The organism is Bacteroides sp. CAG:189, assembly GCF_000432295.1.
Taxonomy (GTDB): Bacteria; Bacteroidota; Bacteroidia; order Bacteroidales; family Bacteroidaceae; genus Bacteroides; species Bacteroides salyersiae.
The window spans coordinates 35,155-60,406 of sequence record NZ_HF991062.1; the positions used below are offsets into that span (position 1 = coordinate 35,155).

Sequence of the window (25,252 nt, forward strand, 5' to 3'; positions counted from 1 at the left end):
TCCGTATCCGAATTGGTGGATCTGACGATTGAGTTTTATCGTCGGAATTACATCGAGGGATTGTTTCTGAGTTCGGGAGTCGTTCGGAATCCCGATTATACGATGGAGCGTCTGGTAAGGGTTGCCAGGGACTTGCGTGAAGTCCATCGGTTCAACGGGTATATCCATTTGAAGAGTATCCCCGGGGCCAGTCGTGAACTGGTGAATGAGGCCGGGCGATATGCCGACCGTCTGAGTGTAAACGTCGAAATACCCAAAGAAGAAAATCTAAAACTGTTAGCTCCCGAAAAAGATCATAAGAGTGTGTTTGCTCCTATGCTGTATATCCAGCAGGGGGTATTGGAAAGTAGTGAAGAGAGGAAGAAATTCCGCCATGCACCTCGGTTTGCACCGGCAGGACAGAGTACGCAAATGATTGTAGGTGCCACGGCCGAAACGGATAAGGATATTCTTTTTCTTTCTTCTGCCCTGTACCAGCGCCCCACGATGAAGCGTGTTTATTATTCCGGATATGTTTCTGTCAATACCTATGACACCCGTTTGCCGGCTTTGAAGCAACCGCCTCTGGTTCGCGAGAACCGTCTTTATCAGGCAGATTGGTTGATGCGTTTTTATCAGTTTAAAGTAGATGAGATTGTAGATGATGCATATCCCGATCTCGATCTGGAGATAGATCCTAAATTGTCGTGGGCATTGCGGCATCCCGAAAAGTTTCCGATCGACATCAACCGGGCGGATTATGAGTTGATTCTTCGTGTGCCGGGCATCGGTGTAAAGTCGGCAAAGTTAATCATTGCTTCCCGCCGATATTCCAAGCTCGGGTATTATCAGCTCAAAAAAATAGGAGTAGTGATGAAGAAAGCACAGTATTTCATCACGTGCAGCGAGCTCCCGATGAAAACTGTCAACGAAATGACTCCACAGGCTGTACGTAGCTTACTACTTTCGAAGCCTAAAAAGAAAATAGATGAAAACCAACTAATATTAAATTTTAAAGAATGAAGATATTTACGATTAGACGATTGACGATTTACGATTGAGGTCATATAGAGATTCATAAGTAATTTCAATCGTCTAATTGTAAATCGTCTAATCGTCAATCCCATGGTCCTATTTGTTTATGATAAAACCTTTGAAGGCTTGCTGACGGCTGTTTTTGATGCTTACTTTCGCAAATCTTTTCCCGATATGCTATTATCGGAGGGGGAGGCTTTACCTTTATTTTACGATGAATTCTTTACGGTAACCACTGATGAAGAAAAGGCCGGACGGGTATGGCGCGGATTACAGAAGAAACTTTCGGCCTCCGCTCTTTCGGCCATTACTTGGTGTTGGCTTTCCGAGTTGCCGGAAGTCGGTATGTTACTGTTTCGTTATATTCGTAAGGCCATCGATGCTCCCCGTTCCATTGAAACGAATTTCGGTGATCCGGATGTATTGGAACTCTCTAAAATATGGAAACGCGTGGATTGGGAACGGTTGCGGATGTTTCAGTTTGTCCGTTTTCAGAAAGCGGCGGATGGTACTTTCTTTGCAGCCTTTGAACCGCAGCATAACGCATTACCTTTGACTATCGAACATTTTAAAGACCGCTTTGCCGATCAGAAATGGTTGATTTATGATATGAAACGCCGTTATGGTTTTTATTATGACTTGAAAACCGTAGAAGAAGTTACTTTTGATGATGACAGCAACGCCTCGCATCTGATAACCGGAATGCTTGATGAAAGTTTGATGGATAAAGATGAAAAATTGTTTCAACAGCTTTGGAAGACCTATTTTAAATCCATTACAATCAAGGAAAGGCTCAATCCGAGAAAACATAAGCAAGACATGCCTGTGAGGTACTGGAAATACCTTACCGAAAAGCAGAAGTGAGGTTATTCAATTCCTTCTACCATTTAGGGATATTTTATAGTTCGGGCATCTTTTTATTGTAAAGGAACTGTTTAGAGTAGATTTTGGAGTATTTGATAACCGATGTATGCCTAAATTCCGTATCTTCGCCAGAGAACGTTCATCTCCCATTCTTTTTCCATAAAAGTATCGAGTTTTATTATGAATGAATCACTACAAATCCGGAAAGCCGGGAATATGATAAGTACATCTGTTCTGTCTCGTATAGACTCTGTTGACTTTGTCGATACCTTTTGTTGTAGGATAACGGCTGAAAGAGATATTCGTCCGGCGGATGTACTCATTACTATGTTTACAAATTATCCGCAATGGGTGGAGGCTTTGATGAAACTTCGTAATTGTCTTGTGGAACCATTCGGACTGAAAGGCGGGAAAGGCCCTGAAGTGGCAGAATATCATAAGATAATATCAGATTTCGCAATTGCTCATCCGGATATGACAAGGGAGGAAGCGGTATTTACGGCGGATGATAAACATTTGCAGTTCTATGTTTCTGCAATCGTGCGTCCTATGGAGGCGAATGTAAAAGAGGTCACCGTTTCCACTTTAGTGCAGTTTCATAATAATTGGGGGCGGACGTACTTTTTCTTTATTCGTCCGTTTCATTCCATCATTGTTCCGGCTACATTGAAACGTGCTTTAAAGCGTATGGTCATTAACTAACTTGATTTATTTATGAAAAAAAGAATAATCTATGCTTCCTGCTTTTTTGTGATATTGATAATCGAAATTATTATCGGCGTATATATTCATGATGCATTTATCCGTCCTTATATAGGAGATGTATTGGTAGTGATACTTATCTGTTGTTTTATCAGGATTTTCATACTTCGTTCTTTGCGGCGGTTACCCGTTTATGTCTTTGTATTTGCTTGTTTCATTGAGCTGCTTCAGTATTTTCAGTTGGCTGATAGGCTAGAATTGTCAAATAACGGATTTGCGCGGATTGTTCTGGGGGCTACTTTTGATTGGAAAGATATTTTATGTTACGCGGTGGGGTGCTCTCTTTTTGGGTTGGTGGAGTATGCAGAACGTAAAATAGTGCAACGCAGAAAAGCAGCCCGCTCGTTTATCGGTTATAAAAAACGGACCCATTGGTATCTTTGAAAAATACGATAACGTTACACATAAAGTATAAAGAGACATTTACTTTTTATCTTTGGGTAAGCTATCTTTATGTAACGGAAAACCACAATATTTACAGTACGCTGCGTTCTCATCATGTCCCGCTTTATGGCAATTAGGGCATTGCATATCTTTCAGCTTTTTATATTCTTTCATCATCGATACGGATACGATGCCTGTGGGCACTGCTATAATGGTATAACCCATTAGCATTACACAGGCAGAGAGGAATTTCCCTAAAGCCGTTGCAGGTGTAATATCGCCATAACCTACTGTTGTCATGGTGACAATAGCCCAATAAATGCTGTTGGGTATGTTGCTGAATTGTGTGCCGGGCTGTGTACCTTCAATCATATACATTAAGGTACCGATAGAAACAACGAGTATCACTACAAACAGGAAAAAGACGGCTATTTTCTTGCTGCTTTCCTTTAGTGAAGTAAGCAACCGTTCACCTTCCATCCAAAAAGTGAAAAGTTTGAATATACGGAAAACCCGGATGATACGGAACGCCCGGATCACCAGCAGATATCTTGCTCCCGGTAAAAAGAAAGCCAGATACAACGGCAGTGTGGCCAGTAAATCAATGATACCGAAAAAACTGAAAATATACTTCTTCGGTTGTGGAGAGCAATAAATACGGGTTACATATTCAAAGGTAAAGAAAGCTGTAAACAAGTATTCAAGTATGATGAATGGCAACGTCAGGTAGGATGGAAGCCCCTGCAGGCTCTCCAGAATGGCAAGCAGAATACTTAATGTGATACAGATGATAAGAGCCACATCGAACAACTTTCCTGCCGGAGTATCCGATTCGAAAATAATAATGTAGAGTTTATGTTTTAACTCTTTGTTATGTAGAAAATGTTTGAAGTGCTCTCTTAAATTCATAATAATAAAATAATTAGCCAATGTGCCAATGAATAATGTGCCATTATTAATCAATTACCCACTTCGGGTTATGTGGAATCGTTTTCTTGGGGTTATAGTTCATTCCTTCCCGGGTAGGTATGTGTAAAACGTATGTACGGCGTGTTTTGTTTTTTAATGAGTGTTCGCGCAGCCATGGATTAGCGTCACGCAATTGTGCATAAGTGATGCCGTTTTGTTTGGCATACTCATCCAGATTCTCGATGGCGGTGGTGATCGTCACTTTTTTATAGGGAATAGGGGGATAGAGGTGCTCGCGTTTCAACAGGAAACCGAAACGTTGCGGATTGTTGAATATCTCTTTGGCAGCCAACAGACGGAACATGTAGCGTGATGTTTCTTCTACCAGCCAAAGATCCATGGCATGGTCGGCCAATTGTTTATCCAGTTGTGCGGTGATACGTCCTTGTCCTGCGTTGTATGCGGCAGATACAGCCATCCAGTCACCATACTTTTCGTAAGCCTGTTTGAAATATTTGCAGGCGGCAACAGTTGCTTTTTCCACGTTGTAGCGTTCATCTATATTGTCGTTCACTTCCAGACCGAATTCACGTCCGGTAGCCGGCATGAATTGCCATAGTCCGGCAGCTCCGGCCGGAGAGCGGGCAATCGGATTAAGGCTACTCTCGATAACCATCAGATACTTGAAGTCATCAGGGATGCCATTGGCTTTCAGTATCGGTTCCACGATAGGAAAATACCGGTTGGCACGTTTCAACATCAACATGGTAGTAGAGTGCATATAGGTGAAGGACATCATTTCCCGGTCCATCCGTTCACGGCGGTCATACCGGCGCAAGTCAATGGTTTCGCCGTCAAAAGTAGCCTGCTCGGGAACACTTGGCGGGGTGACACAATAGGGCACTTCAGATTTTACCGAATACGGTTCGACAGGTGGAATACTGCTGATAAGGGTCGGGATGGTGGCTCCGGCGCAGACTGCCAGAGCAATACTTAAAATTAGAGTAATACGTTTTTCTTTCATTCTATAAAATCATTGTTCAATGCGGCGTGCGCATTATTGAATCGGTTGGCAGCCGCTACAATAATAAATGCTGCCACCCAGATAGTTTTCTTTCTTTATCATATCTTCGCAACGAGGACAGATTGTGCCGGATGTATTTTTAGAGAGATGCGGTATATATCCTCCGCTTTTGCCAAAGAGATCGGTCTCTGTGCTGCGCCCTCCCAAGTTATACATCTCTTGAAGAGTGGATTTTATCTGGTGATAGAGTTCCTCCTTTTGTCCGGCAGACAAGGAATGGATTCGCGTTTTCGGATGAATGCGGGCATTGTACAGGATATCCTGTAGCACTCCGTTACCCAATCCCGGGATGGTCTGTTCGGTTGCCAGAAAAGCTTTTGTTGTTTTCTTTTGTGCTTCATCCGCATAAATTAATTTTCTGAAATACGACTCACAGAACTCATCCGTCATTACTTGCGGCTTATTCTTGGCTGTCTCGTAATAAGCCGCTATGGGCGCATTGAATCCTTCTTTCGGAAAACACCATAAACCTCCATACATCCGTACGGAAGCAACAAGGCAACTCTCATCCTCAAATCCGATAAGCAATTGATGCCTGGCCGGTAATTTTTCACCGGGAGTAAAGTAACGCAGGTTGATACCATCGGTAAGGATAAGCATCATATCACCGGCTTCGATTTCAATCATACCGCCGCAGGGATTTATCTTATCGATGGTTTTTCCGGTCAACCGTTCGGGGTATTCTTTCGGATTACCATAAAACCAGGCGAATTTATGGGGGGTATACTGTGCGAATACGTTGGTAATTCTCTTTCCTCTGACCGTTCTGTTCAGTTGTTCTGACAGGCAGCAGGCTTCGGGCGCTTCAATCATATGGCTATGGGTTACGGGTTAGTCATTCCTCTGCAAAGATAAACTCATTTTAGCAGCTTCAAAGAACTTTTCGTGCTTTTAATACGTTTTGTACTATACATTAACAACAGTTTACGTCACATGAATATAGCAATTACCGGAGCCAGTGGCTTTATAGGCAGACATCTCACCGCATTTTTTACTGAACAGGGACATCGGGTCGTTCCGTTAGGGAGACCTATGTTCCGGGAAGGGATGCTTGGATACCTGGTACAGGCATTGTCGCATTGTGATGTCATTATCAACCTGGCCGGTGCTCCTGTCAATAAGCGATGGACGCCGGAATATAAACATGAGTTATATGATAGCCGTATACGGGTAACGCAGCGTATTGTTCGCGCTCTGGGAGCAGGCCGTCAGAAACCCCGATTGATGATATCGGCTTCTGCCGTGGGATATTATCCTTCTGCGGGAACTTTTGATGAATATACCAATACACGCGGAGAAGGCTTTCTGTCCGATCTTTGCTATGCCTGGGAGAAGGAGGCCCGCCGTTGTCCGCCACAGACCCGTTTGGTCATAGCACGTTTCGGACTTGTACTTTCTCCGGACGGCGGAGCAATGGAACAGATGCTCCGGCCCTTGAACATGAAGTTTGCCGCCGCCATCGGTCCCGGCACACAACCTTTTCCGTGGATCAGTATAGATGATCTTTGCCGTGCGATGGCTCTTTTTATAGAAGATGATACGTTGCAAGGTGTTTTCAATCTTGTTGCTCCACAGCAAATTACGCAGGTTGCTTTTACCCGTGCACTGGCAAAAGCCTATCATGCCTGGGGCACGATTATTGCCCCCCGGTTTATCTTCCGGATCATGTATGGCGAAGGTGCCGCTTTCCTTACTACCGGACAATATGTACGCCCGAGACGATTGGAGGAAGCAGGATTTCATTTTACCGATAATACAGTCGGACAGCTTTTCAGAGGAGTAGACCGTAGTACGATCGATCGTCTTGATGTGTCCCGGTATATGGGACGTTGGTATGAGATAGCCCGTTACGATCATCGTTTCGAACGGGGAATGTCCGGGGTTACGGCTACTTACAAGCTTTCTCCTGACGGTAGTATCAGTGTATTGAATGCCGGATATAAACGGGATACACATGGCAGGAGTAAATTCCGGCGAGCTGTGGGCCGTGCAAAGATTCCCGATACCGCCAGGCCGGGACGTCTGAAAGTCTCTTTCTTCCTTTGGTTTTATTCCGATTATTATATACTCGAATTGGATCGGGAGGGATACAATTATGCACTGATAGGCAGTAGCTCCGATAAGTATTTGTGGATATTGAGCCGGACTCCCCAATTGCCTGAAGATGTGAAAAGATTATTACTGACCGCCGCATTACGCCGGGGATATGATACGAACCGGTTGTTGTGGATAGATCAGACAAGATACATTTAAAAAAAACTGATAGATTATGGATTATGAAATTAGACATCAGCCCGAACAGAAGCTGTTTGAAACGGAAGTAGATGGCCGCACGGCCTTTGTTCAATATCGTTTACTTAACGGAAGTCTCGATATTATTCACACCATTGTTCCACGCCCCATTGAAGGGCAGGGGATAGCCGCCGCTCTGGTAAAAGCGGCATATGACTATGCAATGGCTAACGGATTAAAGCCGAAAGCTACCTGTACATATGCCATAGCATGGTTGAAACGCCATCCGGAAGTATTGGAAGGAGCAGAGAAATAAGAAAAAGGAGCATTACCTTTTCTTCATATGATGTGCCGGATACATATTTAGTGTACGACTTTAGTGTACGACACAAAATGTGCATCCGGCTATGTATGAATACCGGATATACCTTGTCTTATCGGGGATACTCAGGCTTTTTTCCAACGTTTCAATAGAGGGAAGAACTGCTTCATGTTGGCAACAGCCTCTTCTTTTGTCATTTTCATTTCGGAATCTTTATTGAACTCATCCACGAATAGTGCACAGTGATCGATCATTTCATCCATCGTGCAGTCCACTGTAAAGTGCCCGTCGGCATAGCAATAGCAGCAATACTCTTCATTTTTGCTACCATTCGTTTCTGTTCCTAATACAGTTGCATCGCTCAATGGCATTCCGCAACTTTGGCAAAATTTCTGTTCCATCATTTGTTTTTTAGTTATTATTTTTTGTGATAAGCTTTTTTTTGCACTGCCGGCAAATATGGCGGTTACTTATAAAAGAGCGTTATCCGATCTTGCTAAGTCAGTTTGTTTTTACAGGTAGCCGTTTCCATAACCAACGTGGAATCATTCGCCAGAAAAAGACGATGACAGCATATCTCCAATCGATAGTTACCACCCGTTGTTTGCGATTGAGGGCTCGTACAATGTGTATTCCTACTTTATTTACATTCATTAGTAGCGGGTAGTTTTTTCCATCATTCAATAGTTCGGTTGATACAAATCCCGGGCGGATATCCGTGAAGCGGATGTTTGACTTTTGCATGTTCGATAGTTGTTCGAGGGCATCGATATAGGTGTTCTGAAACCGTTTGGTAGCCGAATATGCCGGAGCAACACCCAAGCCCTTGGTACCGGCAATGGAACTGATAACGGCCAGATGTCCGTTCCCTTGTTGCCGGAAATACTGAAAAGCGGCAGTGACCATTCGTATGAATCCGTCGACATTGGTACGTGCAGTGTTCAGTTCGATATCTGCATTTAATTCCATATTCTGATGTCCCACACCGGAACTTAAGAGAAACAGATCCATTCCACCCAATTTCTTGATGAGGCTGTGTAGTCTTTCCGTAGCATCCTCCTGTGTCACATCCAGTGTTTCCACTTCTATATTGTCAGGAGCAATCGTACGGAATGCGTCTAACGCGGTTTTTCGCCTGCCGGCAACTCCTATTTTCCATCCCTGCAACAATAATCCTTTGGCAACTTCTTTGCCTATTCCGGAAGTAGCCCCTATGATGATTGCTCGCTTCATTATTTGTTTTTATATGATTCGTATTTTTATTGGCAGAGACAAAGATAATTAAATCTTCCGAAAAATGGGTGAGTAGTTGATTTACTTTATTTTATACCTTGCAGTTCTATTTCAAAAATAAGTGTGGAGTAGGCGGGGATATTTCCGCAAGCCCGTGTGCCGTATCCCAATTCGTAAGGAATATAAACGATCCAGCGTGAACCTACCGGCATGGCTTTCAGTGCTTCCTGCCATCCTTCGATAACCTCTTTCACTTTAAAAATTTCCGGGCGTTTGCGTGCAAATGAATCATCGAATACTTTGCCATCTATTAATGTCCCCCGGTAGTGTACCTTTACCGTGTTTTTGGCAGTGGGTACCGGTCCGGTACCTTTTAGCAGAATCTTGTACTGTATGCCACAGGGTAGTTCCATAACCCCCTCCTTTTCCAGATTTTCTTCCAGAAAACGGATGTTGGCTTCTTTGTAATCTTTATGTTTCAGGCTCATATGGATAATTATTAATAAGTTTCTCGGAATATGTATATTTGAATGAGTCGATAATTTGATATACGGCTTCTTTAACCATTTCAATGGTACATATTTTATTTTGGGGTGTCATAGAATAGAGGGCTGAAGCACTTTTTGCATATACCATGGTTTTATTGTTTGATAATTACGCAAAGATAATTATTATAAAGCAATAATGTAAGTATGCTAATATCTTTTATAGGCCGAACAGATGCCTTATTGCCGCCCACGGGGCATAGATCAGCATACGGGGGCCGGAAAAGCGCATCACTTTTTGCATTTGCTTGCGTAGGACCGATTTGTAACAGTGTACGGTACATCGCTTGCAGGAGCTTTTCTTTTCGCCGAAAGGGCAACGGTCCAGTCGTGCGTGGGCATAATGTAACAGCTCTTCACATGACGGGCAGAGAGTTTGGTTTTTCTCTTTTTTACGGCAGTAGAGGCGGATCATCAGTTCTACTGTCTTTTTTTCACGGGTTATACGGTTCTTGCTCAATTTTTATTTTTTTAGGAGATACAAATATAACCATCCTGTTTTAAAAAGATGTATCTTTGCACCCCGAAATTAAGAGCCTTGTTATGAATATAAGCAATAAAGCGAAAGGATTTGTATGTGGAGCCGTAGCTGCTGCCACGTATGGCATGAATCCGTTGTTTACCCTTCCTTTGTATAAAGAAGGATTGAGTGTGGATTCCGTATTGTTTTACCGGTATGCATTTGCTGTGCTTATTTTAGGTATTCTGATGAAAATACAAGGGCAGTCGTTTGCTCTGAAAAAGAACGAAGTACTTCCGCTACTGGCAGGAGGATTGCTTTTTTCTGCTTCTTCACTGCTTTTGTTCATGAGTTATAAGCATATGGACGCGGGCATTGCATCTACCATTCTTTTTGTATATCCGGTGATGGTAGCGGTCATTATGTTTTTGTTTTTTCATGAGAAGATATCATTGCTGACTGTATTTTGTATTCTTATGGCACTTTCGGGTATCGGCATGTTGTATAAGGGGGATAGCGGAGAAACGCTCAGTCTGATAGGAATGTTATTGGTCATTCTTTCGTCATTATCCTATGCCATCTATATTGTCGGCGTCAACCATTCCACACTCAAAACCATGTCGACAGCCAAACTGACTTTTTATGCCTTGCTTTTCGGGCTGTCCATTTATGTAGTCCGTCTGAATTTTATGACCGATCTACAGGCAGTTCCTTCTTTTCCAGCATGGGTCAATATACTGGCAATGGCTTTTCTGCCTACTGTTATTTCACTTATTTGTACGGCCATCTCGATACATAGCATCGGTTCTACCCCTACTGCCATTTTGGGAGCATTGGAACCCGTCACCGCTCTCTTTTTCGGTGTGATGATTTTCGGTGAACGACTTACCCCCCGCCTTGTCTTAGGAATACTGATGATACTGGTTGCCGTGACTTTTATTGTTGTCGGGAAGTCGGTTGTGGGGCACATTAATCATTTATTTCTGCATCTGTTGCGTCGTCATTGATATCCGGCTCTGAAAAAGAAAGGCTTGTTGGCTAAAACCGCCAAGCCAATATCCGGCTGTTTTTTGTGCCTTGTTGCATTTGTATCGTTCGATATTCGGCAACACCGGTTGATTTGAGTTTGGCGTATAGCTTATCCAGATTTTTCTCTTTAGATACCAGGCTGGTGAACCATTTGCAGTTTTTTCGGAACTTCCGGCTTTCGGTGATCATATTCAGCAGAAACCGGAGTTCTCCACCTTCACACCATAATTCGTTGGCATTCCCTCCGAAATTCAGTTGAGCTTTCGACACCTTCTTTCCTTTCAGGCTGCTGAGTTTGCGTAACGTACCCTCTTCCGTCTCCTCTTTTGAACTGTGAAAAGGAGGATTGCATATTGTGACATCGAAAAAATCGTCGGGCAATATAACTCCTTCAAAGATATTCCGTCTGTCTTTCTGAAGCCGCAGTTCAATCCGATGCACCAGTACCGGATTACAGGTTACTATTTTTCTGGCATTTGCTATCGAAACAGGGTCGATGTCCGAACCCACGAAAGTCCAGCCGTACTCCGTACACCCGATGATCGGGTAAATGCAATTGGCTCCTACGCCGATATCCAGACATTTCCGTCCGGATATTCCGGTTGCCGTATTTTCCGTACCGATCAACTCGGCAATATAATGAATGTAGTCGGCCCTTCCCGGGATAGGCGGACACAGATAATTTTTCGGAATATCCCAATATCGAATGCCATAATAACTGATCAGCAATGCTTTATTCAGTGCCTTTACTGCCTGTGGATTAAAAAAATCAATCGTTTGAGAACCGTATGGATTGAGTGATACAAACTTTTTGAGCGGAGGATAATCTTCGGTCAGTTTGGTGAAATCATACTGTCCGTTATGCTTGTTTTTGGGGTGTAATTCGTTCCTTTCTGCCATGATAGGACAAAGATACGGAGAAACTTTCTGATAGCAAATCCGCTTCGATTAAAAATGATAATCTTTACATGTATATAAAAAAACGGTACTTCGATTCACATCGCAGCACCGTCACAACACAAACACAAAATAAAACACGACAAAACTACTATGCAATCTTACCTGTCTATGCCGGGGAGGCATACGGTCGCTTCATTATGGGTATTCGCATATGCATAAAGAGCTTCAGGCTGATTTGCATAATTATAAACGCATCAGATGATTTTTTGTTCAAAAAGAGATGCAGAAAAATGATGTTTTTTTATGATAACGGGTCAAACTTTCATTGGTAATATTTGCAATACTGGGCAAATAGAATTTATTTTGCAAGCAATAACTCCATCAGGAGTTCAAAGACAATCCTGTTTCAAATAGTTTGAAAATATATGTTGCATCATTTTGCCCGATCTATTGTTCACATCGCTTTGCCCGGACAATTCACTTATCCTTTTCATTATACTCCCCATCCTTTGTGCGTCATGGCAGCCGAAGAGGTACAGGCTTACATCGCGGCACAGGACGATTGGCAGGAAGAACTGCGTGAGGGCAAGATGTTCGGCGTACTGGTCGTACAGACCAAAGAGGACGAGATTGGTTATTTGGCTGCTTTTTCCGGTAATCTGGCCGGTAGAAATCTGCATTCATTCTTTGTTCCTCCTGTATATGACTTGTTGCAGCCGGATGGCTTCTTTAAAATAGAAGAGGAAAACATATCGGCCATTAATACCCGGATCAGAAAGTTGGAGCAACATCCGCATTATCTGGATTTGAAACAGAGATTGGAGGAAGAGATACATGCGGGCAGGCAGGAGACGGAGAAAGCCAAATCTGTTTTGAAGGTTGCCAAAGAAGCACGTGCGCAGCGTCGGAAGCAACACCCGGATGAGGAGGAGCAGGCTGCTATGGTGCGTGAGAGCCAATACCAAAAAGCCGAATTAAAGCGTCTGGAAAAGTATTGGAAAAATAGAGTGGCTGTCTTGCAAACAGAGGTTGATGCATATGATAGGCAGATGGAATCGCTTAAGATAGAAAGAAAGAAGCGCTCGGCAGAATTACAACAAAGACTTTTCGAACAATTTAAGATGAGAAACGGGCTTGGGGAGGTGAAGGATTTATGTGTGATCTTCGAGCAGACGGTACAGAAAACTCCTCCTGCAGGAGCCGGCGAATGTGCTGCTCCGAAGTTGTTGCAATATGCTTATATGCATGGATTGAAGCCGATTGCTATGGCCGAATTCTGGTGGGGAAATTCGCCTAAAACGGAGATTCGGCATCACGGCTATTACTACCCTGCTTGTAAAGGAAAGTGTGAACCGATACTGCAACATATGTTGAAAGGACTGGATGTGGAACCCGATCCGTTATCAAAAAGTCCGTGTGACGATACGGAACTGGAGGTCCTTTTTGAAGATGACTGGTTGTTGGTGATCGATAAGCCGGCTGGTATGCTTTCCGTTCCGGGGAAGGGGAGTGCCGGTTCTGTGTATAGTATAGTGAAAGAGCTATATCCGGATGCTACGGGGCCGATAATCGTGCATCGGTTGGATATGGCGACATCCGGTTTGTTATTGATAGCCAAAAGTAAAGAGGTGCATCAGCATCTTCAGGCGCAGTTTAAGAACCGCACGGTGAAAAAACGGTATATTGCCTTGTTGGACGGTACGCCTGCGCAGGATGAAGGAGAGATAAAACTACCGCTTTGTCCGGATCCTTTGGATAGGCCCCGGCAAGTGGTTCATGAAGAATCGGGCAAGCTTGCCATTACCCGGTATAAGGTTCTTGAAAAAAAAGGGAACCGGACGCGTATTGCTTTCTATCCATTGACGGGACGCACACATCAGTTGCGTGTGCATGCCGCTCATCCCCTCGGATTGAACTGCCCTATTGCAGGCGACGAACTTTATGGAAGAAGGGCAGAACGGCTCTATCTGCATGCCGAATATTTAGAATTTATACATCCGGTATCAGGCCAGGTGATGAAGTTCGAAAGGAAAGCGGAGTATTGATAAGTATGTTTGTAATATATGGAAGACGCTACTTCTCCATGTTTTGCAGGTATATTGTTACTGCATCAAGGTTTATATCCTTAGTTGTAAAACATCCCCATGTTTTGGTTGACAACATCCCCATGTTCTTATGCAGAACACCCGGATGTTGTTACTGAAATCATCCGGATGTTTTGGATGTGGGAAATATGACTTCAGAGAAGATGGAATATATCTGTTTGATTATTAGGGATATATTGACGTGTCTGGCATTGGATTAGTTCTGATAAGACGGTTCTTTTATCATAGGGATTATTGCATTGTGAAACGGTCTTGAATGAAGGCTGAGAACATTTGTACGGAACGGAAGGTAGCATAATAGAAAAAAGCTTTATATTTACAATCGAATTAATAACCGGAATATTTTATGATCGAACAACCCGATACGCAAGACTATGATGAATTGCTCCGGATATGGGAGCTGGCAGTCCGTAGTACTCATCACTTTCTGACGGAAAATGATATTCTGTTTTATAAACCTCTGGTGCGGGATGAGTATTTTCAGGCCGTAGAGCTTTATATGCTTCGCGGCAGTACCGGCCGGATTGCGGCATTTTTAGGATTGAGCGAAGATAACATAGAAATGCTTTTCGTGCATCCCGATGAGCAGGGACGGGGATATGGCAAGTGTTTGATTGATTTTGCCGTTCATGAAAAACGGATATATAAAGTTGACGTGAACGAGCAAAATGAGAAAGCATTTCACTTTTATCAGAACAGAGGTTTTGAAGTTGTCGGTCGGGATGCTGTAGATGGAATGGGAAAGCCTTTCCCGATTCTGCATATGCAATTATCGGATAAAAAGTCTGTGTAGCTTTGTGAGTTCATGCGGACAATCATTTCTTTTATTTGAATATTGTGGTACTTATTTCCGATTTTATTTACTTTTAGCTGATAACCCAGAAGATTTTTTATAGTTTTGTAGCTGTCAATTAAATGAACCTTGTAAATGTCAAAATCGAAATATCTCTTTCTTTTGTTTATCTGTCTGTCGGCTTCGATTAGTATTCGCGCCCAATTTATGGATTATGGTTCGGATCCGGCCCGTTTTAAATGGAATATCGTGCGGTTACCGCACTATAATCTGGTTTATCCGCAGGGAACGGATTCTATGGCTTATCATTATGCACTTTATCTTGAAAATGCTTACCCCCATATACAGAAAACCATCGGTAAGCCGATAAAAGCCCGGTTTCCCGTTATTCTTCATCCTGCCAATATGCAGTCCAACGGTATGGTGTCGTGGGCTCCCCGCCGAATGGAACTTATCACGACTCCTTCTTCCGATCTGGGAGTTCAGAGGTGGGATAAACATCTGGTACTGCACGAATCACGTCATGTATTTCAGACAGGAAAGGTGATGAGTGGAATTTTCAAGCCTTTTTATTATCTGATAGGTGAGCAGGCGGCGGGCGTTGCTGCCTTTTTTCTGCCGGTCTGGTTTCTGGAGGGCGATGCGGTAGGTACTGAAACGGCTATGTCTAACGGTGGTAGAGGACGGTTGCCGGAGTTTAATATGGCTTATCGTGCACAAATGTTGGGAGGGGATAAGTTTTATTCTTTCGATAAATGGTTATTGGGTTCGTACAAGAATTATACCGGTACGTATTACGCGCTGGGTTATGATCTCACTTCCTATGCACGACAACGGTACGGAGCCGATATTTGGGATAAAACGACCAGCCGCTATGTCCGTAATATTTTCTTTGAGGGTTCGTTCAAACATTATACGGGAAGCAGCTTTAAACGGCTTTATCAGGATACTTTCGATTATTTGCGGAAGGAATGGGAACAACAGGATACTTGCAGTCTTGTTCCATCCTATCATTCGCCCGATAAAAAAGATTATACTTCGTACAGGTATCCCTGTCCGGTCGATGATTCTACGGTGGTTGCCGTGAAGTCGGGATTGAAAGATATCAATGCGCTGGTGACAATCGTTCATGGGAAAGAGAAACGGTTGAGTTATATCGGCAGTATCAATAGCCGTCTCGACTACCGTAACGGGAAGATATACTGGACAGAAATCGTTCCCGGTCTTCGCTGGACACATGAGAATTATTCCGTGCTGAAGTGTTATGATCTGAAAGAGGGACGTATAAAAAGTATCACTCCCCGACAGCGTTATCTCTCTCCGTCGGTGGATAAAAACGGAAAGGTGGCTGCTGTTTCACGGACTACGGTCGACGGAAAGAATCAGCTTGTACTGGTAGAGCTTGAAGATGGTAAAGAACTGTTTGCTTTTCAGGTGCCGGGCAATGCTTTTATTAAAGAACTGACGTTTACGGATCAGGATGAAGTGGTAGCGGTTGCAGTGACAGATGCCGGAATCAGCCTGTTGCAGTTTACCCCTTCTTCCGGGCAATGGGAAGAGCTGTTGAGCACTGCTTCTGTTAATATTACTTCTCCTGTCTGGAAAGACGGACGGATTTACTTCGAATCCGGGGCGAATGGAACTAATAATCTTTATTGTTTGGATCTGGCGGACCGTCAGGTTTATCGTTTGACGTGTGCGCGCTTCGGTGCCTTTGATCCTTCATTTACACATTCGGGAAATCGCCTGTTCTTTGCTGATTATCAGGCAAACGGTTACCGGATCGCTTCTCTTCCGGCAGATAGTCTTTTAGCGGAGAAGACAGATTTTGATCGTCCGGTCTCTATGCCCTTTGTGGAGACTTTGGCCGGACAAGAGAAATTTAATCTGGATTCGGCTCGTTTGGAACCGGTGGATTTTCAACCCAAGCGTTATCGGAAGGGTGTGCATACTTTCAAGATTCATAGTTGGGCGCCTTTCTATTATGATGTGGCCGAAGCTATGAACACGAGTGCTTCCGATCTGAGTACGATCGTTAAACCCGGGGCGACCATCATGTCTCAAAACACCTTGAACACGGCTATTATGCAGGCTGGCTGGTATTATGATAAAGGTTACCATCACGGCAAACTGTCGTTTACTTATCAAGGCTGGTTTCCGGTCGTTAATATTGCTGCCGATTATGGTGATAAAGCTTTTGATATGGCTTGGGCTCAGAACGACAAGGGGCAACAGGTGACGCGGGGATATTATACCGATCGTACTTATCTGGAGGCTGAAGCCCGGATTTATCTTCCTTTCAACTTGACCCGTAACCATCGTATACGCGGCATACAGCCTGCGGTGAGTTATTATTTTACGAATAACCGGTATCAGGAATATGGCAGCCGGGAGTTTCATGCTTTCCAATATGTGTTGCCGGAAATATTGTTCTATAATTACAGGCGGAAAGCGCAACGGGATATTTTACCCCGTAATGGTTACCAGCTCCGTTTGCAGTATCTCACCACTCCATTCAACAAGGAGAATTACGGTGCCCTTTATGCAGGCCGGTTAACGACTTACTGGCCCGGTATTCTTCGTAATCACGGGCTGATGCTTCGTTTCGGATATCAGTATCAGGAGCTTGACGGCAAGGCTTTGTACCTTCCCAAACACTTGCTGGAGAAACCGCGAGGATATAATTTCCAATATCAGACGCACCGGCAGTGGGCGTTTAAGGCAGATTATGCCCTTCCTATATTTTCTCCCGATTTCAGTATCGGTTCTCTGATCTATATCCGGAGAATGCGGGCCAACCTGTTCTATGACTTGTCACGTAATCAAGCCCGTAGCAAGGGTGCATGGACCACTCAAAGCTCTTTCGGAACGGACCTTATTTTCGATTGGAATGTATTGCGGATGAGCTATCCGATCACAACAGGCGTGCGGTTGATTCAGCCGATCGATTATGGAAAGTTTCAGGTTGAGGCATTATTTTCTATTAGTTTCTGATAATAGGATTATCTTTGCAGCCGAATTTTAAAAAAAGAGGAGAATAGAACGGATGAGAAAAATGCTTTGTCCACAATGTAAAATTGCCGGCATGTATGTAAAGAACGAGCAAGGAGACCGGTTGTTGGTATATATCACGAAAGAAGGAGTTGTGATTCCCAAAGATGAGGAAGCTTCGACGGAAGGGTTCGATTTTACGGAAGTGTATTGTCTGGGATGTTCATGGCACGGTTCTCCTAAACGATTGATAAAATTCTGATATCCTGCAAAGAGAGGGCTCTTTTACTGCGAGATGGGAGGGTCCGTCATCTGACCTTTTTAAATACGGATTCCACAAACCTCTTGTTTTGTAACAGAACAAAGAGGGTTGTGGAATCCATATCTTTAATGCTTACTTGAGGGATTTCCCTGTACAGGCACTACTTTTACGTTTTTCCAGATGAACGGGTTGATTATTTCTTTGTTGCATTCTGGTTTCTTTGCTTTGATATTCAAGTTTTCGAAAGTAAAGTTTGTCAGTTTATACTGGTCGGATTGACTTACGTGGAAGAATACATCGCATTCAAGATCGATATTACGCAGGGTCACATGGTCGGAGTAAGACATCGGAATATCCTTGCGATCCTTGAGATCGAAAAATTGTGTCCAAGGTTTGATATATAAGAAACTTTTGGCATCTCCTGTGATGTCTTCTACGAGGATATATTCATATTTTTGTGGGGTGTCCGGACGCATCTTCAGCCATAAAAGGCGGGTCGCATTGTTGATTTTGCAACGGCGGAAGATAATATTGCGGTTATGGATGGATTCGCTTCCGCACGTCAGGCCACTGTGACAGAAACCGTAGGTACAATCTTCTATAATGATATTGCTGTTGCCGCCGTTATTGGGATCTTGATCCGCCCACGGCCCTTTACCGCCTTTCAGGGCAATGGCATCGTCATTTACTGATAAATAGCAATTTTTCACCAACACATTGCTGCAAACATCTATATCGATACCGTCGGTGCTCGGAGCTTTTACCGGGGTGGCGGGAGAGAAAATATGCAGGTTCAATAACTTCACACGGTTGCAACGGTAAAGATGGGTAGTCCAGAAAGGGGAGTTGATAAGGCTGACGCCGGAAATTTGTACATCGTTACTATTAGAGATGTATAGCAACCGTGGACGTAATTCGTCCATATTTGTGCATTTGGGTATCACTTTGCGGCGCAGCCAGAAGGACTTCCAGTAACGCAGCCCGTTACCGTTGATGGTTCCCTTTCCGGAGATCGTGAACCCGTCTGCTTTATCGGCGTTTACCAATGCGGCAAAGTATGACAAGCTCTGTCCCTCCATGCGCGTATCGATAATAGGAAAGTTGCTGATATCATCGCTTCCTTTTAAAACGGCATCTTCTTCCAGATACAGATGGGTCTTCGGTTTGAAGAAAAGAGAGCCGCTGAGGTATGTGCCTTTAGGGATGATGATAACGCCACCTCCCTGTTGGGATGCCTGGTCGATGACCGATTGGATTTTCTCGGTCTGGAGAAGGGTGCTGTCGTTGATGACACCGTATTCAAGAATGTTGTATTTCTTACCTAATGTCTGGATATTGACAACTTCATTTTGTCTGAACCAGTCGGGAATGGGAGTTCCATCCGGGAATTTTTCTTCGCTGAACGATTGTAAACTGATAAACGCAGTAAGTAGTAATGTAATGAATCTCATGGTTTGAATTTGAATTAAAGGATCAACTGATAATTTATGTGTGCAAACATAAGAAACTTCTGAGAATCATGGGTAAATCTTGGTGATTTTAGTCCTGTGTAAAATGACTTTTTTAACTTGTATATTGAAGGATGCGGGTGATTATCAGCCATTGTGGAGATTAGCCTTTGGTGCAGCCGCTTTTGCAAGGTGATTTGAATGGTGCGGTCAACGGAGCGCTCGGTTTGTTGAATCCTATTTTCCCCAATGCTACTACTGCCGATTATTGTGACCTTATTGCCTGGATGATGGCAAGTGGTCTGCCCTCTGATTTGGGTGTGTTGCAGAATAGGCAGATGCCCGGTGATCTGGTGCCTTGGCTCTCTGATATTCTTAATCCGGAACGGAATAATGGTAGTACGCGAACGGATGAGTGTAACGATTATTTTCTCGATTATCAGTTTAATAAACGCTGGGATAGTGGTGCACAGATCACTGCCGGAACCACTTTCCGGCATACTCGTCACTATTCTTCGGCCATCGATCAGGTTTATAAGAGTGATAATCTGGCTGTTTTTTTTCAATACGATCAACGTTTTGGGGATCGTCTGAGCGTTTCGGCCGGAGTGCGTGCCGAATATTATCGTATAAATAATCATTACCGGGAGGCCGAAACAAAGATTTTTGGGACAAAAGTTCCTTTTCGTCCGGTTTTGCGTGCCGGGTTGAATTGTCAGCTTGCCGATTATAGTTTTCTGCGCGCCAGCTTTGGACAGGGGTATCGCAATCCGTCGGTAGTAGAGAAATATCTGCGTAAGGACATCGGTGGGGTAGGTGTATATCCGAATGAAAATATTCGTGCGGAGAAAGGTTTCAATGCCGAACTTGGTTTCAAGCAAAGGTATAAGCTTGGTAATCTTCAGGGGATGTTGGACGTGGCAGGTTTTTATACCGAGTATAAAGATATGATCGAATTCCAGTTCGGATTGTTCAATAATGGCAACAACAAGATGATAAACAGCATTTCGGATGCGGTCGAGATGTTGCTTGGTCAAGGAGGGTTCGGTATTGGAGCACAATTCCACAATGTTTCCAAAGCGCGGATTTATGGGATGGAAGTCAGCACAAATGGTGTATATAATTTTAATAAGAACACGAAACTGTATTATAACTTGGGCTATGTATACACTGAGCCGCGTGATGCGGATTATAAAGAACGTAATGCATTGGAGGATACTTATACCGATCCTTTGCAGATGAAAGAGAAGTCGAATAATTCCAAATATTTGAAATATCGCCAGAAACATACTTTTAAAACTACGCTCGATTTTGAGTGGAAACGTATAAATCTGGGTATGAATGTGGCTTGGAGAAGTAAGACGCTTGCGGTGGATTATATCATGTTGGACGAGCGTGAAAAACCGAATGGCAATCCGGAAGTGATGGATTATGTGCGTAATTTGCTTTTCGGTAGTATCGATGGCGAAACATTAGCTACTTATTGGAAAAAACACAATACGGATTATGCTACGGTGGATATCCGTCTGGGAGTAAAGGCTACAAAAGAGGTTGCATTTCAGTTTATGGTTAATAACTTGTTGAATAAGGAGTATTCTTTCCGGCCGATGTCGGTAGCAGCTCCGCGTACCTTGGTGAAGATGGATGTGACGTTCTGATGCGGTACAGCTAAATTTTCTTGCTTATATCGGGAGGGTACTGGGTGAAAGGGCGTAGAGAAAAAATGAAAAGGCATACCAATGACCGTAAGCCGGGTGCTTACCTTTGTTGAGCACTATTCATACAGGTAGTATGCACCGTGCTTAGTGTCGCTAAGCACGGTGCTGATATGCGGCTTTATCTTTCCCTTTCAACATTCATAAAAGTCGTGGCTACATGGGTTTGAGGTTCTTATTAAGTCTGTCGATAATCTTTTCCATACGAGTTTGGCGAGTTTTATCCGATTTGGCATCCAGATAAAACAATGTATAGGTACGTTGCACAGAATCGGACATAGCCAATAGATTTGTATAAGCAGGTTCGTGCGGCTCAATGAGCTGTCTGAACATCCGGATTTGTTCTTCGGAAGCAGTGCTACGTTTGGAGTTGTCCCACTGTCCGTTTTGTTTGGCACAGGCTACGGCTTCCATTCCTTTCGGAGTCATTAGTCCCTTTTGAATAAGTTTCCGAACCAGCTCTTTGTTCTTGTCCGACCAATTGCTTTTTTCTCTTCGCCGGGCAAAATATTTTCTATACTTGTCCTCATTGATGGATTGCATCTGACCATCTATCCAGCCAAAGCACAATGCTTCTTCGAGTGCTTCATGAGCCGACAGTGTTTTTAGCGTATTGGTTTTCGCAAATACCAACCAAATCCCGTCGCTCGTTGTACCTGCGTTTTCCAGCCATTCTCGAAACAATGCCCTGGTTTCAAAAATAAGTTCTTTGTCATCCATCTTTAAGTATCGTATAATCGTTCTTTATCCGGAGTCGTTTTTCTGTACTATATCTGTATCCAGCCTATTCCGTTTATTCCATTTCCGGGTCTTCCCAAACACCTGTTTTGTGCATACGGTAACTTCTCTCTATCTTCTGGGTAGAGTCTGCTTCCAGCGCATAGAGTATTTCACGGCAGAATTCCAGAGCAGAAAACCCGTTGGCGGTTACAATGTTTTCACTTCTGACTGCTGGTCCGTCTATATAGAAGTTCTCACCTGTATAGTTTGCCCCGGCATAAGCCTTTAGGTAATCCAATCCGTTGCTGGTGTGCTTTATCTTGTTTAGAAAACCGTGCATTCCAAGAAAGACTGAAGCGTTGCAGATTCCTGCTACTAACTTTCGATTCTCAATGGCATCTTTTACCAAAGGAACGATGGTTTCAGCTTCCGGAGTGAACCAACTCATACCGCCAATGAGTACTATTCCTGCATAATCGGTAGGAATGTTGTCGATACCGTAATCGGGCAATACCTTAAAGCCACCGCATGATACTACCGGATCTTTAGTGACAGCCACAGTTTTAACTACATATTTGCTTTCACTTCCGGGTTCAACACCCAAAGTGAGGTTCGGGGCAATATAAGCTCCTTCCCAATCGGCAAAGTTATTTAACAGTACAAACAGAATTTCTTTTTTCATTGTCTTTTTTATTATTGGTGTTGATATTTTCTCTTATGGGACATCAGCGATTAAAAGCGTTTCTTTAAAAAGGCAGGTAATGATATAGTAGTGAAAGTCCTGCCACATATTACATTGCTTTGCATCATTTCAAATATCTCTGTAACACAAAGATAAGCAATGTTTTTGGTGGTTACAAGTGAATCAAAGTATATTTAGAGAAGAGTTGGCAATTAATTGTCAACTCTTTTTTTGCTATATATCCTTTACCTTTTTAGCATTTGGTTGGCATTCTCTTTAAGTAAGGGAAGTACCATTTCCCTCACTTCCTTTTTCTAAAAGGTGTTTTTGTAGAGAAAAAGTTTCAACTATTGATACAAATAATGGGCATTTAGTAATTTACTGCCGGTATGAAATCCCTGTCTCTTTCAAAATGGAAAGGGGATTTTCATTTTAGGAGATATGTGCAATTGAATATATTCTTGTTAGTTGATTATTTATCAGTGTGTTGTGTTGTAGTTGACCATATTGGTATATATATTGATATAGAAATGTCATGAAACTTTATATTATATCAAACAGATTACCGGTAAAGGTTACCAGTGCAGATGGGACTTTCTCATTTGTACGCAGTGAAGGCGGATTGACCACCGGGCTTAATTCCCTTCAGATTTCCTATGAGAAACACTGGATCGGTTGGCCAGGATTGTGTGTTGACAAAGAAGAGGAAAAATTGGAAATTACCTCTGAACTGGATAAAATGAACTTTCATCCGGTATTCCTTACGGAAGTACAAATCAGGGATTACTACGAAGGTTATAGTAACAGTACAATCTGGCCTCTCTGTCACTATTTTTATGCCTATACATTGTATAAGAAATCTTTCTGGCAAGCTTATAAAGAGGTGAACCAGCTGTTTTGTGATGAAATTTGCCGTGTGATACGTCCAGGAGACGTGGTTTGGGTACAGGACTATCAGTTGATGTTGTTACCCGCCATGTTGCGCAAGGTCTATCCGGATCTGAGCATCGGTTATTTCCACCATATACCTTTCCCTTCCTACGAACTTTTCCGTATACTGCCGGAAAGGGCTGAAATATTGAAAGGTTTATTGGGAGCTGATTTTATTGCTTTCCACACGCACGATTATATGCGGCATTTTATCAGTGCCGTGGAACGTGTGTTGCATCTTGAGTTCAAATTGGATGAAGTACAACTTGGAAATCGTGTGGCGCGAATAGATGCATTGCCTATGGGAATCAACTATGACTCCTATCATAAGGCCTCTTGTAATCCTCAAGTAAAGCAAGCTATTGATCATACTCGCAAGCTTTTTGGAAATCACAAGTTGATATTATCCGTAGATAGACTTGATTACAGTAAAGGTATCTTGCATCGTCTGCATGGATTCTCTTCTTTTCTGGAACATCATCCTGAGTACCACGGAAAAGTGACGCTTGCCATGATCATTGTGCCTTCACGCGATCATGTGGGTAGTTATGCTGAATTGAAAACCCGTATAGACGAAGAAATAGGCTCTGTTAACGGGCGTTATTCCACTATGGACTGGACACCGGTTTGTTATTTCTATCACAGTTTTACGTGGGAGGAACTGGTAGCCATGTACTGTGTGGCGGATATTGCTTTAGTGACACCTTTGCGTGACGGTATGAATCTGGTGGCGAAAGAATACGTGGCGGCAAAGTCTGATACTCCGGGAGTCTTAATACTGAGTGAAATGGCGGGTGCCTCCGTAGAGATGACCGGTGCCATCCAAATCAACCCGAACGATACAGAGCAGATAGAGAATGCCATTTGCCATGCATTGGAAATGCCTGTGCAAGAACAGGTACACCGCTTAAAACGTATGCAAGCCGTCATATCCGTTCAGACAGTGGATAAATGGGCTTTCGATTTTATCCATGAACTGAGAAACACCTATTTGAAGAATGAACAATTACGGCATAAGCGGCTTACGGCAGCTACGATTGCATCCCTTAAACTTCGGTATGATCAGGCGGTACGCCGGTTGGTTTTACTGGATTATGACGGGACATTGGTTGCTTTCAAAGCCAGACCGGAAGATGCGAAGCCGACACCGGAACTGATCGCGTTGTTGCAGCGATTGGCTGATGACCCGGCAAACCATGTGGTGATAAATAGCGGGCGTGACCATTATACATTGGAGAAATGGCTGGGTAATCTTCCCGTTTCTTTTGCGGCAGAACATGGAGCTTTCTACAAGGAACATGGAGTATGGCACAACAATATGAAAAAAATGGATTGGGAAAACGGTTTGCTGTCTATTTTGCGATTGTTTGTCAGCAAAACTCCGGGCGCCCGTCTGGAAGTGAAAGAGACCGCTCTTGTTTGGCATTACAGGGAAAGTGATGCATGGTTGGGGGCTTTGCGTGCCCAACAACTGGTAAATGCACTGATCTCCATTTGTTCTCGGCAGAAATTGCAGATTATGCAGGGCAACAAAGTGGTAGAGATAAAATCACCTGATTATAACAAGGGGTCTGAAGTAAAACGTCTGATGGTTGATATGCATTATGATTTTATTTTGGCCATAGGGGATGATACAACCGATGACGACATGTTTCAGGCATTACCACGTAATGCGGTGGCGATAAAGGTTGGCAGTATCTCGGAAATAGCCTCTTATAATTTACCTTCACAGCAGGATGTCCTGCCGTTTCTTAGTGCACTTGCCAGAAGGGAGCAGAGACACCGTAAGGGTGAAATGATAAAGAGGCGTATAGAGACAACTGTCGATTTTTTGAAAGGTTTATTGAAGAAATTATAAAATGATTGTA

The 25,252-nt window shown here is 43.3% G+C and carries 23 protein-coding genes and 2 pseudogenes; 13 read left to right on the forward strand and 12 right to left on the reverse strand.

Annotated elements, in window-relative coordinates; translation table 11 throughout:
• From QVP90_RS09130 to QVP90_RS09145, 4 genes are all read left to right on the forward strand, one after another.
• Positions 1-1,002: putative DNA modification/repair radical SAM protein (locus tag QVP90_RS09130; protein WP_288204172.1), on the forward strand; the 1,002-nt coding region annotated here is incomplete at its 5' end.
• A 102-nt stretch (positions 1,003-1,104) separates the two neighbouring features.
• The gene (locus QVP90_RS09135) at positions 1,105-1,878 is read left to right on the forward strand and encodes a TIGR03915 family putative DNA repair protein (protein ID WP_005924640.1); all 774 of its coding nucleotides are present in this window, start codon (positions 1,105-1,107) and stop codon (positions 1,876-1,878) included.
• A 180-nt stretch (positions 1,879-2,058) separates the two neighbouring features.
• The gene (locus QVP90_RS09140) at positions 2,059-2,580 is read left to right on the forward strand and encodes a DUF2867 domain-containing protein (RefSeq protein WP_021936242.1); all 522 of its coding nucleotides are present in this window, start codon (positions 2,059-2,061) and stop codon (positions 2,578-2,580) included.
• Between the two features lie 12 nt (positions 2,581-2,592).
• Positions 2,593-3,024: a ribosomal maturation YjgA family protein gene (locus QVP90_RS09145; protein ID WP_005924634.1), complete on the forward strand. Its 432-nt coding sequence runs from the start codon at positions 2,593-2,595 to the stop codon at positions 3,022-3,024.
• A 39-nt stretch (positions 3,025-3,063) separates the two neighbouring features.
• Here QVP90_RS09145 and QVP90_RS09150 read toward each other — a convergent pair whose 3' ends face one another.
• Genes QVP90_RS09150 through QVP90_RS09160 form a run of 3 tightly spaced genes read right to left on the reverse strand, consistent with a single transcriptional unit; the run spans position 3,064 to position 5,830 of the window.
• Positions 3,064-3,933, reverse strand: a complete 870-nt coding sequence (locus QVP90_RS09150) for an ion transporter (protein ID WP_005924631.1) — start codon at positions 3,931-3,933, stop codon at positions 3,064-3,066.
• A gap of 46 nt (positions 3,934-3,979) precedes the next feature.
• Positions 3,980-4,957, reverse strand: a complete 978-nt coding sequence (locus QVP90_RS09155; RefSeq protein WP_021936243.1) for a lytic transglycosylase domain-containing protein — start codon at positions 4,955-4,957, stop codon at positions 3,980-3,982.
• Between the two features lie 33 nt (positions 4,958-4,990).
• Positions 4,991-5,830, reverse strand: a complete 840-nt coding sequence (locus QVP90_RS09160) for a hypothetical protein (RefSeq protein ID WP_021936244.1) — start codon at positions 5,828-5,830, stop codon at positions 4,991-4,993.
• Positions 5,831-5,950: 120 nt separating this feature from the next.
• On the opposite strand from QVP90_RS09160, the gene QVP90_RS09165 reads away from it, so the two are divergent.
• Positions 5,951-7,270, forward strand: a complete 1,320-nt coding sequence (locus QVP90_RS09165; RefSeq protein ID WP_021936245.1) for a TIGR01777 family oxidoreductase — start codon at positions 5,951-5,953, stop codon at positions 7,268-7,270.
• A gap of 16 nt (positions 7,271-7,286) precedes the next feature.
• On the forward strand, positions 7,287-7,565 hold the full coding sequence (locus QVP90_RS09170; protein WP_005924619.1) for a GNAT family N-acetyltransferase: 279 nt from the start codon (positions 7,287-7,289) through the stop codon (positions 7,563-7,565).
• A 131-nt stretch (positions 7,566-7,696) separates the two neighbouring features.
• Here QVP90_RS09170 and QVP90_RS09175 read toward each other — a convergent pair whose 3' ends face one another.
• The 5 genes and pseudogenes from QVP90_RS09175 to QVP90_RS09190 form a co-directional block, all read right to left on the reverse strand.
• Entirely contained in the window at positions 7,697-7,972 is a 276-nt protein-coding gene (locus QVP90_RS09175; RefSeq protein WP_021936246.1) for a zinc ribbon domain-containing protein, read from the reverse strand.
• A 100-nt stretch (positions 7,973-8,072) separates the two neighbouring features.
• Complete coding sequence (locus QVP90_RS09180; protein WP_005924613.1) at positions 8,073-8,804, reverse strand: SDR family NAD(P)-dependent oxidoreductase; 732 nt, start codon at positions 8,802-8,804, stop codon at positions 8,073-8,075.
• 86 nt (positions 8,805-8,890) lie between these two features.
• A complete protein-coding gene (locus QVP90_RS09185) occupies positions 8,891-9,292 on the reverse strand; it encodes an FKBP-type peptidyl-prolyl cis-trans isomerase (protein WP_005924610.1) in 402 nt (133 codons plus the stop codon).
• 16 nt (positions 9,293-9,308) lie between these two features.
• Positions 9,309-9,439: pseudogene (locus QVP90_RS19870) on the reverse strand (ATPase); the annotation flags it as partial.
• 70 nt (positions 9,440-9,509) lie between these two features.
• Positions 9,510-9,809, reverse strand: coding sequence for a nitrous oxide-stimulated promoter family protein (locus QVP90_RS09190; RefSeq protein ID WP_264381052.1), 300 nt, complete (start codon positions 9,807-9,809; stop codon positions 9,510-9,512).
• A gap of 83 nt (positions 9,810-9,892) precedes the next feature.
• On the opposite strand from QVP90_RS09190, the gene QVP90_RS09195 reads away from it, so the two are divergent.
• Positions 9,893-10,816, forward strand: a complete 924-nt coding sequence (locus tag QVP90_RS09195) for a DMT family transporter (protein WP_005924604.1) — start codon at positions 9,893-9,895, stop codon at positions 10,814-10,816.
• Positions 10,817-10,847: 31 nt separating this feature from the next.
• On the opposite strand, the gene rlmF is transcribed toward QVP90_RS09195, so the two are convergent.
• Entirely contained in the window at positions 10,848-11,738 is an 891-nt protein-coding gene (gene rlmF, locus QVP90_RS09200; protein WP_021936247.1) for a 23S rRNA (adenine(1618)-N(6))-methyltransferase RlmF, read from the reverse strand.
• Between the two features lie 425 nt (positions 11,739-12,163).
• Between rlmF and QVP90_RS09205 the strand changes: the two genes are divergently transcribed.
• The 4 genes from QVP90_RS09205 (at position 12,164) to QVP90_RS09220 (ending at position 17,889) form a co-directional block, all read left to right on the forward strand.
• Complete coding sequence (locus QVP90_RS09205; protein WP_021936248.1) at positions 12,164-13,783, forward strand: RluA family pseudouridine synthase; 1,620 nt, start codon at positions 12,164-12,166, stop codon at positions 13,781-13,783.
• A 406-nt stretch (positions 13,784-14,189) separates the two neighbouring features.
• Positions 14,190-14,636, forward strand: a complete 447-nt coding sequence (locus QVP90_RS09210; RefSeq protein WP_021936249.1) for a GNAT family N-acetyltransferase — start codon at positions 14,190-14,192, stop codon at positions 14,634-14,636.
• Between the two features lie 135 nt (positions 14,637-14,771).
• A complete protein-coding gene (locus tag QVP90_RS09215; RefSeq protein WP_021936250.1) occupies positions 14,772-17,630 on the forward strand; it encodes a TolB family protein in 2,859 nt (952 codons plus the stop codon).
• Between the two features lie 52 nt (positions 17,631-17,682).
• The gene (locus QVP90_RS09220) at positions 17,683-17,889 is read left to right on the forward strand and encodes a hypothetical protein (protein ID WP_005924583.1); all 207 of its coding nucleotides are present in this window, start codon (positions 17,683-17,685) and stop codon (positions 17,887-17,889) included.
• A gap of 125 nt (positions 17,890-18,014) precedes the next feature.
• Here QVP90_RS09220 and QVP90_RS09225 read toward each other — a convergent pair whose 3' ends face one another.
• A complete protein-coding gene (locus tag QVP90_RS09225; protein ID WP_021936252.1) occupies positions 18,015-19,340 on the reverse strand; it encodes a rhamnogalacturonidase in 1,326 nt (441 codons plus the stop codon).
• Positions 19,341-19,534: 194 nt separating this feature from the next.
• Here QVP90_RS09225 and QVP90_RS09230 point away from each other — a divergent pair.
• Positions 19,535-20,995, forward strand: a pseudogene (locus tag QVP90_RS09230) (TonB-dependent receptor plug domain-containing protein); the annotation flags it as partial.
• Between the two features lie 213 nt (positions 20,996-21,208).
• Here the strand turns inward: QVP90_RS09230 and QVP90_RS09235 are convergent.
• Positions 21,209-21,772 carry a YdeI/OmpD-associated family protein gene (locus QVP90_RS09235; RefSeq protein ID WP_021936254.1) on the reverse strand — a complete coding sequence of 188 codons (564 nt, stop codon included), beginning with the start codon at positions 21,770-21,772 and terminating at the stop codon, positions 21,209-21,211.
• A gap of 73 nt (positions 21,773-21,845) precedes the next feature.
• Complete coding sequence (locus QVP90_RS09240) at positions 21,846-22,454, reverse strand: type 1 glutamine amidotransferase family protein (protein WP_005924571.1); 609 nt, start codon at positions 22,452-22,454, stop codon at positions 21,846-21,848.
• Between the two features lie 535 nt (positions 22,455-22,989).
• On the opposite strand from QVP90_RS09240, the gene QVP90_RS09245 reads away from it, so the two are divergent.
• Entirely contained in the window at positions 22,990-25,242 is a 2,253-nt protein-coding gene (locus tag QVP90_RS09245; protein ID WP_005924566.1) for a bifunctional alpha,alpha-trehalose-phosphate synthase (UDP-forming)/trehalose-phosphatase, read from the forward strand.
• Positions 25,243-25,252: the final 10 nt, after the last annotated feature.

Excerpts from the sequence above, each read along its gene's own strand:
- QVP90_RS09135 (WP_005924640.1), top strand. The coding sequence starts at position 1,105 with ATGGTCCTATTTGTTTATGATAAAACCTTTGAAGGCTTGCTGACGGCT.
- QVP90_RS09140 (WP_021936242.1), top strand. The coding sequence starts at position 2,059 with ATGAATGAATCACTACAAATCCGGAAAGCCGGGAATATGATAAGTACA.
- QVP90_RS09145 (WP_005924634.1), top strand. The coding sequence starts at position 2,593 with ATGAAAAAAAGAATAATCTATGCTTCCTGCTTTTTTGTGATATTGATA.
- QVP90_RS09150 (WP_005924631.1), bottom strand. The coding sequence starts at position 3,933 with ATGAATTTAAGAGAGCACTTCAAACATTTTCTACATAACAAAGAGTTA.
- QVP90_RS09155 (WP_021936243.1), bottom strand. The coding sequence starts at position 4,957 with ATGAAAGAAAAACGTATTACTCTAATTTTAAGTATTGCTCTGGCAGTC.
- QVP90_RS09160 (WP_021936244.1), bottom strand. The coding sequence starts at position 5,830 with ATGATTGAAGCGCCCGAAGCCTGCTGCCTGTCAGAACAACTGAACAGA.
- QVP90_RS09165 (WP_021936245.1), top strand. The coding sequence starts at position 5,951 with ATGAATATAGCAATTACCGGAGCCAGTGGCTTTATAGGCAGACATCTC.
- QVP90_RS09170 (WP_005924619.1), top strand. The coding sequence starts at position 7,287 with ATGGATTATGAAATTAGACATCAGCCCGAACAGAAGCTGTTTGAAACG.
- QVP90_RS09175 (WP_021936246.1), bottom strand. The coding sequence starts at position 7,972 with ATGGAACAGAAATTTTGCCAAAGTTGCGGAATGCCATTGAGCGATGCA.
- QVP90_RS09180 (WP_005924613.1), bottom strand. The coding sequence starts at position 8,804 with ATGAAGCGAGCAATCATCATAGGGGCTACTTCCGGAATAGGCAAAGAA.
- QVP90_RS09185 (WP_005924610.1), bottom strand. The coding sequence starts at position 9,292 with ATGAGCCTGAAACATAAAGATTACAAAGAAGCCAACATCCGTTTTCTG.
- QVP90_RS09195 (WP_005924604.1), top strand. The coding sequence starts at position 9,893 with ATGAATATAAGCAATAAAGCGAAAGGATTTGTATGTGGAGCCGTAGCT.
- rlmF (WP_021936247.1), bottom strand. The coding sequence starts at position 11,738 with ATGGCAGAAAGGAACGAATTACACCCCAAAAACAAGCATAACGGACAG.
- QVP90_RS09205 (WP_021936248.1), top strand. The coding sequence starts at position 12,164 with ATGTTGCATCATTTTGCCCGATCTATTGTTCACATCGCTTTGCCCGGA.
- QVP90_RS09210 (WP_021936249.1), top strand. The coding sequence starts at position 14,190 with ATGATCGAACAACCCGATACGCAAGACTATGATGAATTGCTCCGGATA.
- QVP90_RS09215 (WP_021936250.1), top strand. The coding sequence starts at position 14,772 with ATGTCAAAATCGAAATATCTCTTTCTTTTGTTTATCTGTCTGTCGGCT.
- QVP90_RS09220 (WP_005924583.1), top strand. The coding sequence starts at position 17,683 with ATGAGAAAAATGCTTTGTCCACAATGTAAAATTGCCGGCATGTATGTA.
- QVP90_RS09225 (WP_021936252.1), bottom strand. The coding sequence starts at position 19,340 with ATGAGATTCATTACATTACTACTTACTGCGTTTATCAGTTTACAATCG.
- QVP90_RS09235 (WP_021936254.1), bottom strand. The coding sequence starts at position 21,772 with ATGGATGACAAAGAACTTATTTTTGAAACCAGGGCATTGTTTCGAGAA.
- QVP90_RS09240 (WP_005924571.1), bottom strand. The coding sequence starts at position 22,454 with ATGAAAAAAGAAATTCTGTTTGTACTGTTAAATAACTTTGCCGATTGG.
- QVP90_RS09245 (WP_005924566.1), top strand. The coding sequence starts at position 22,990 with ATGAAACTTTATATTATATCAAACAGATTACCGGTAAAGGTTACCAGT.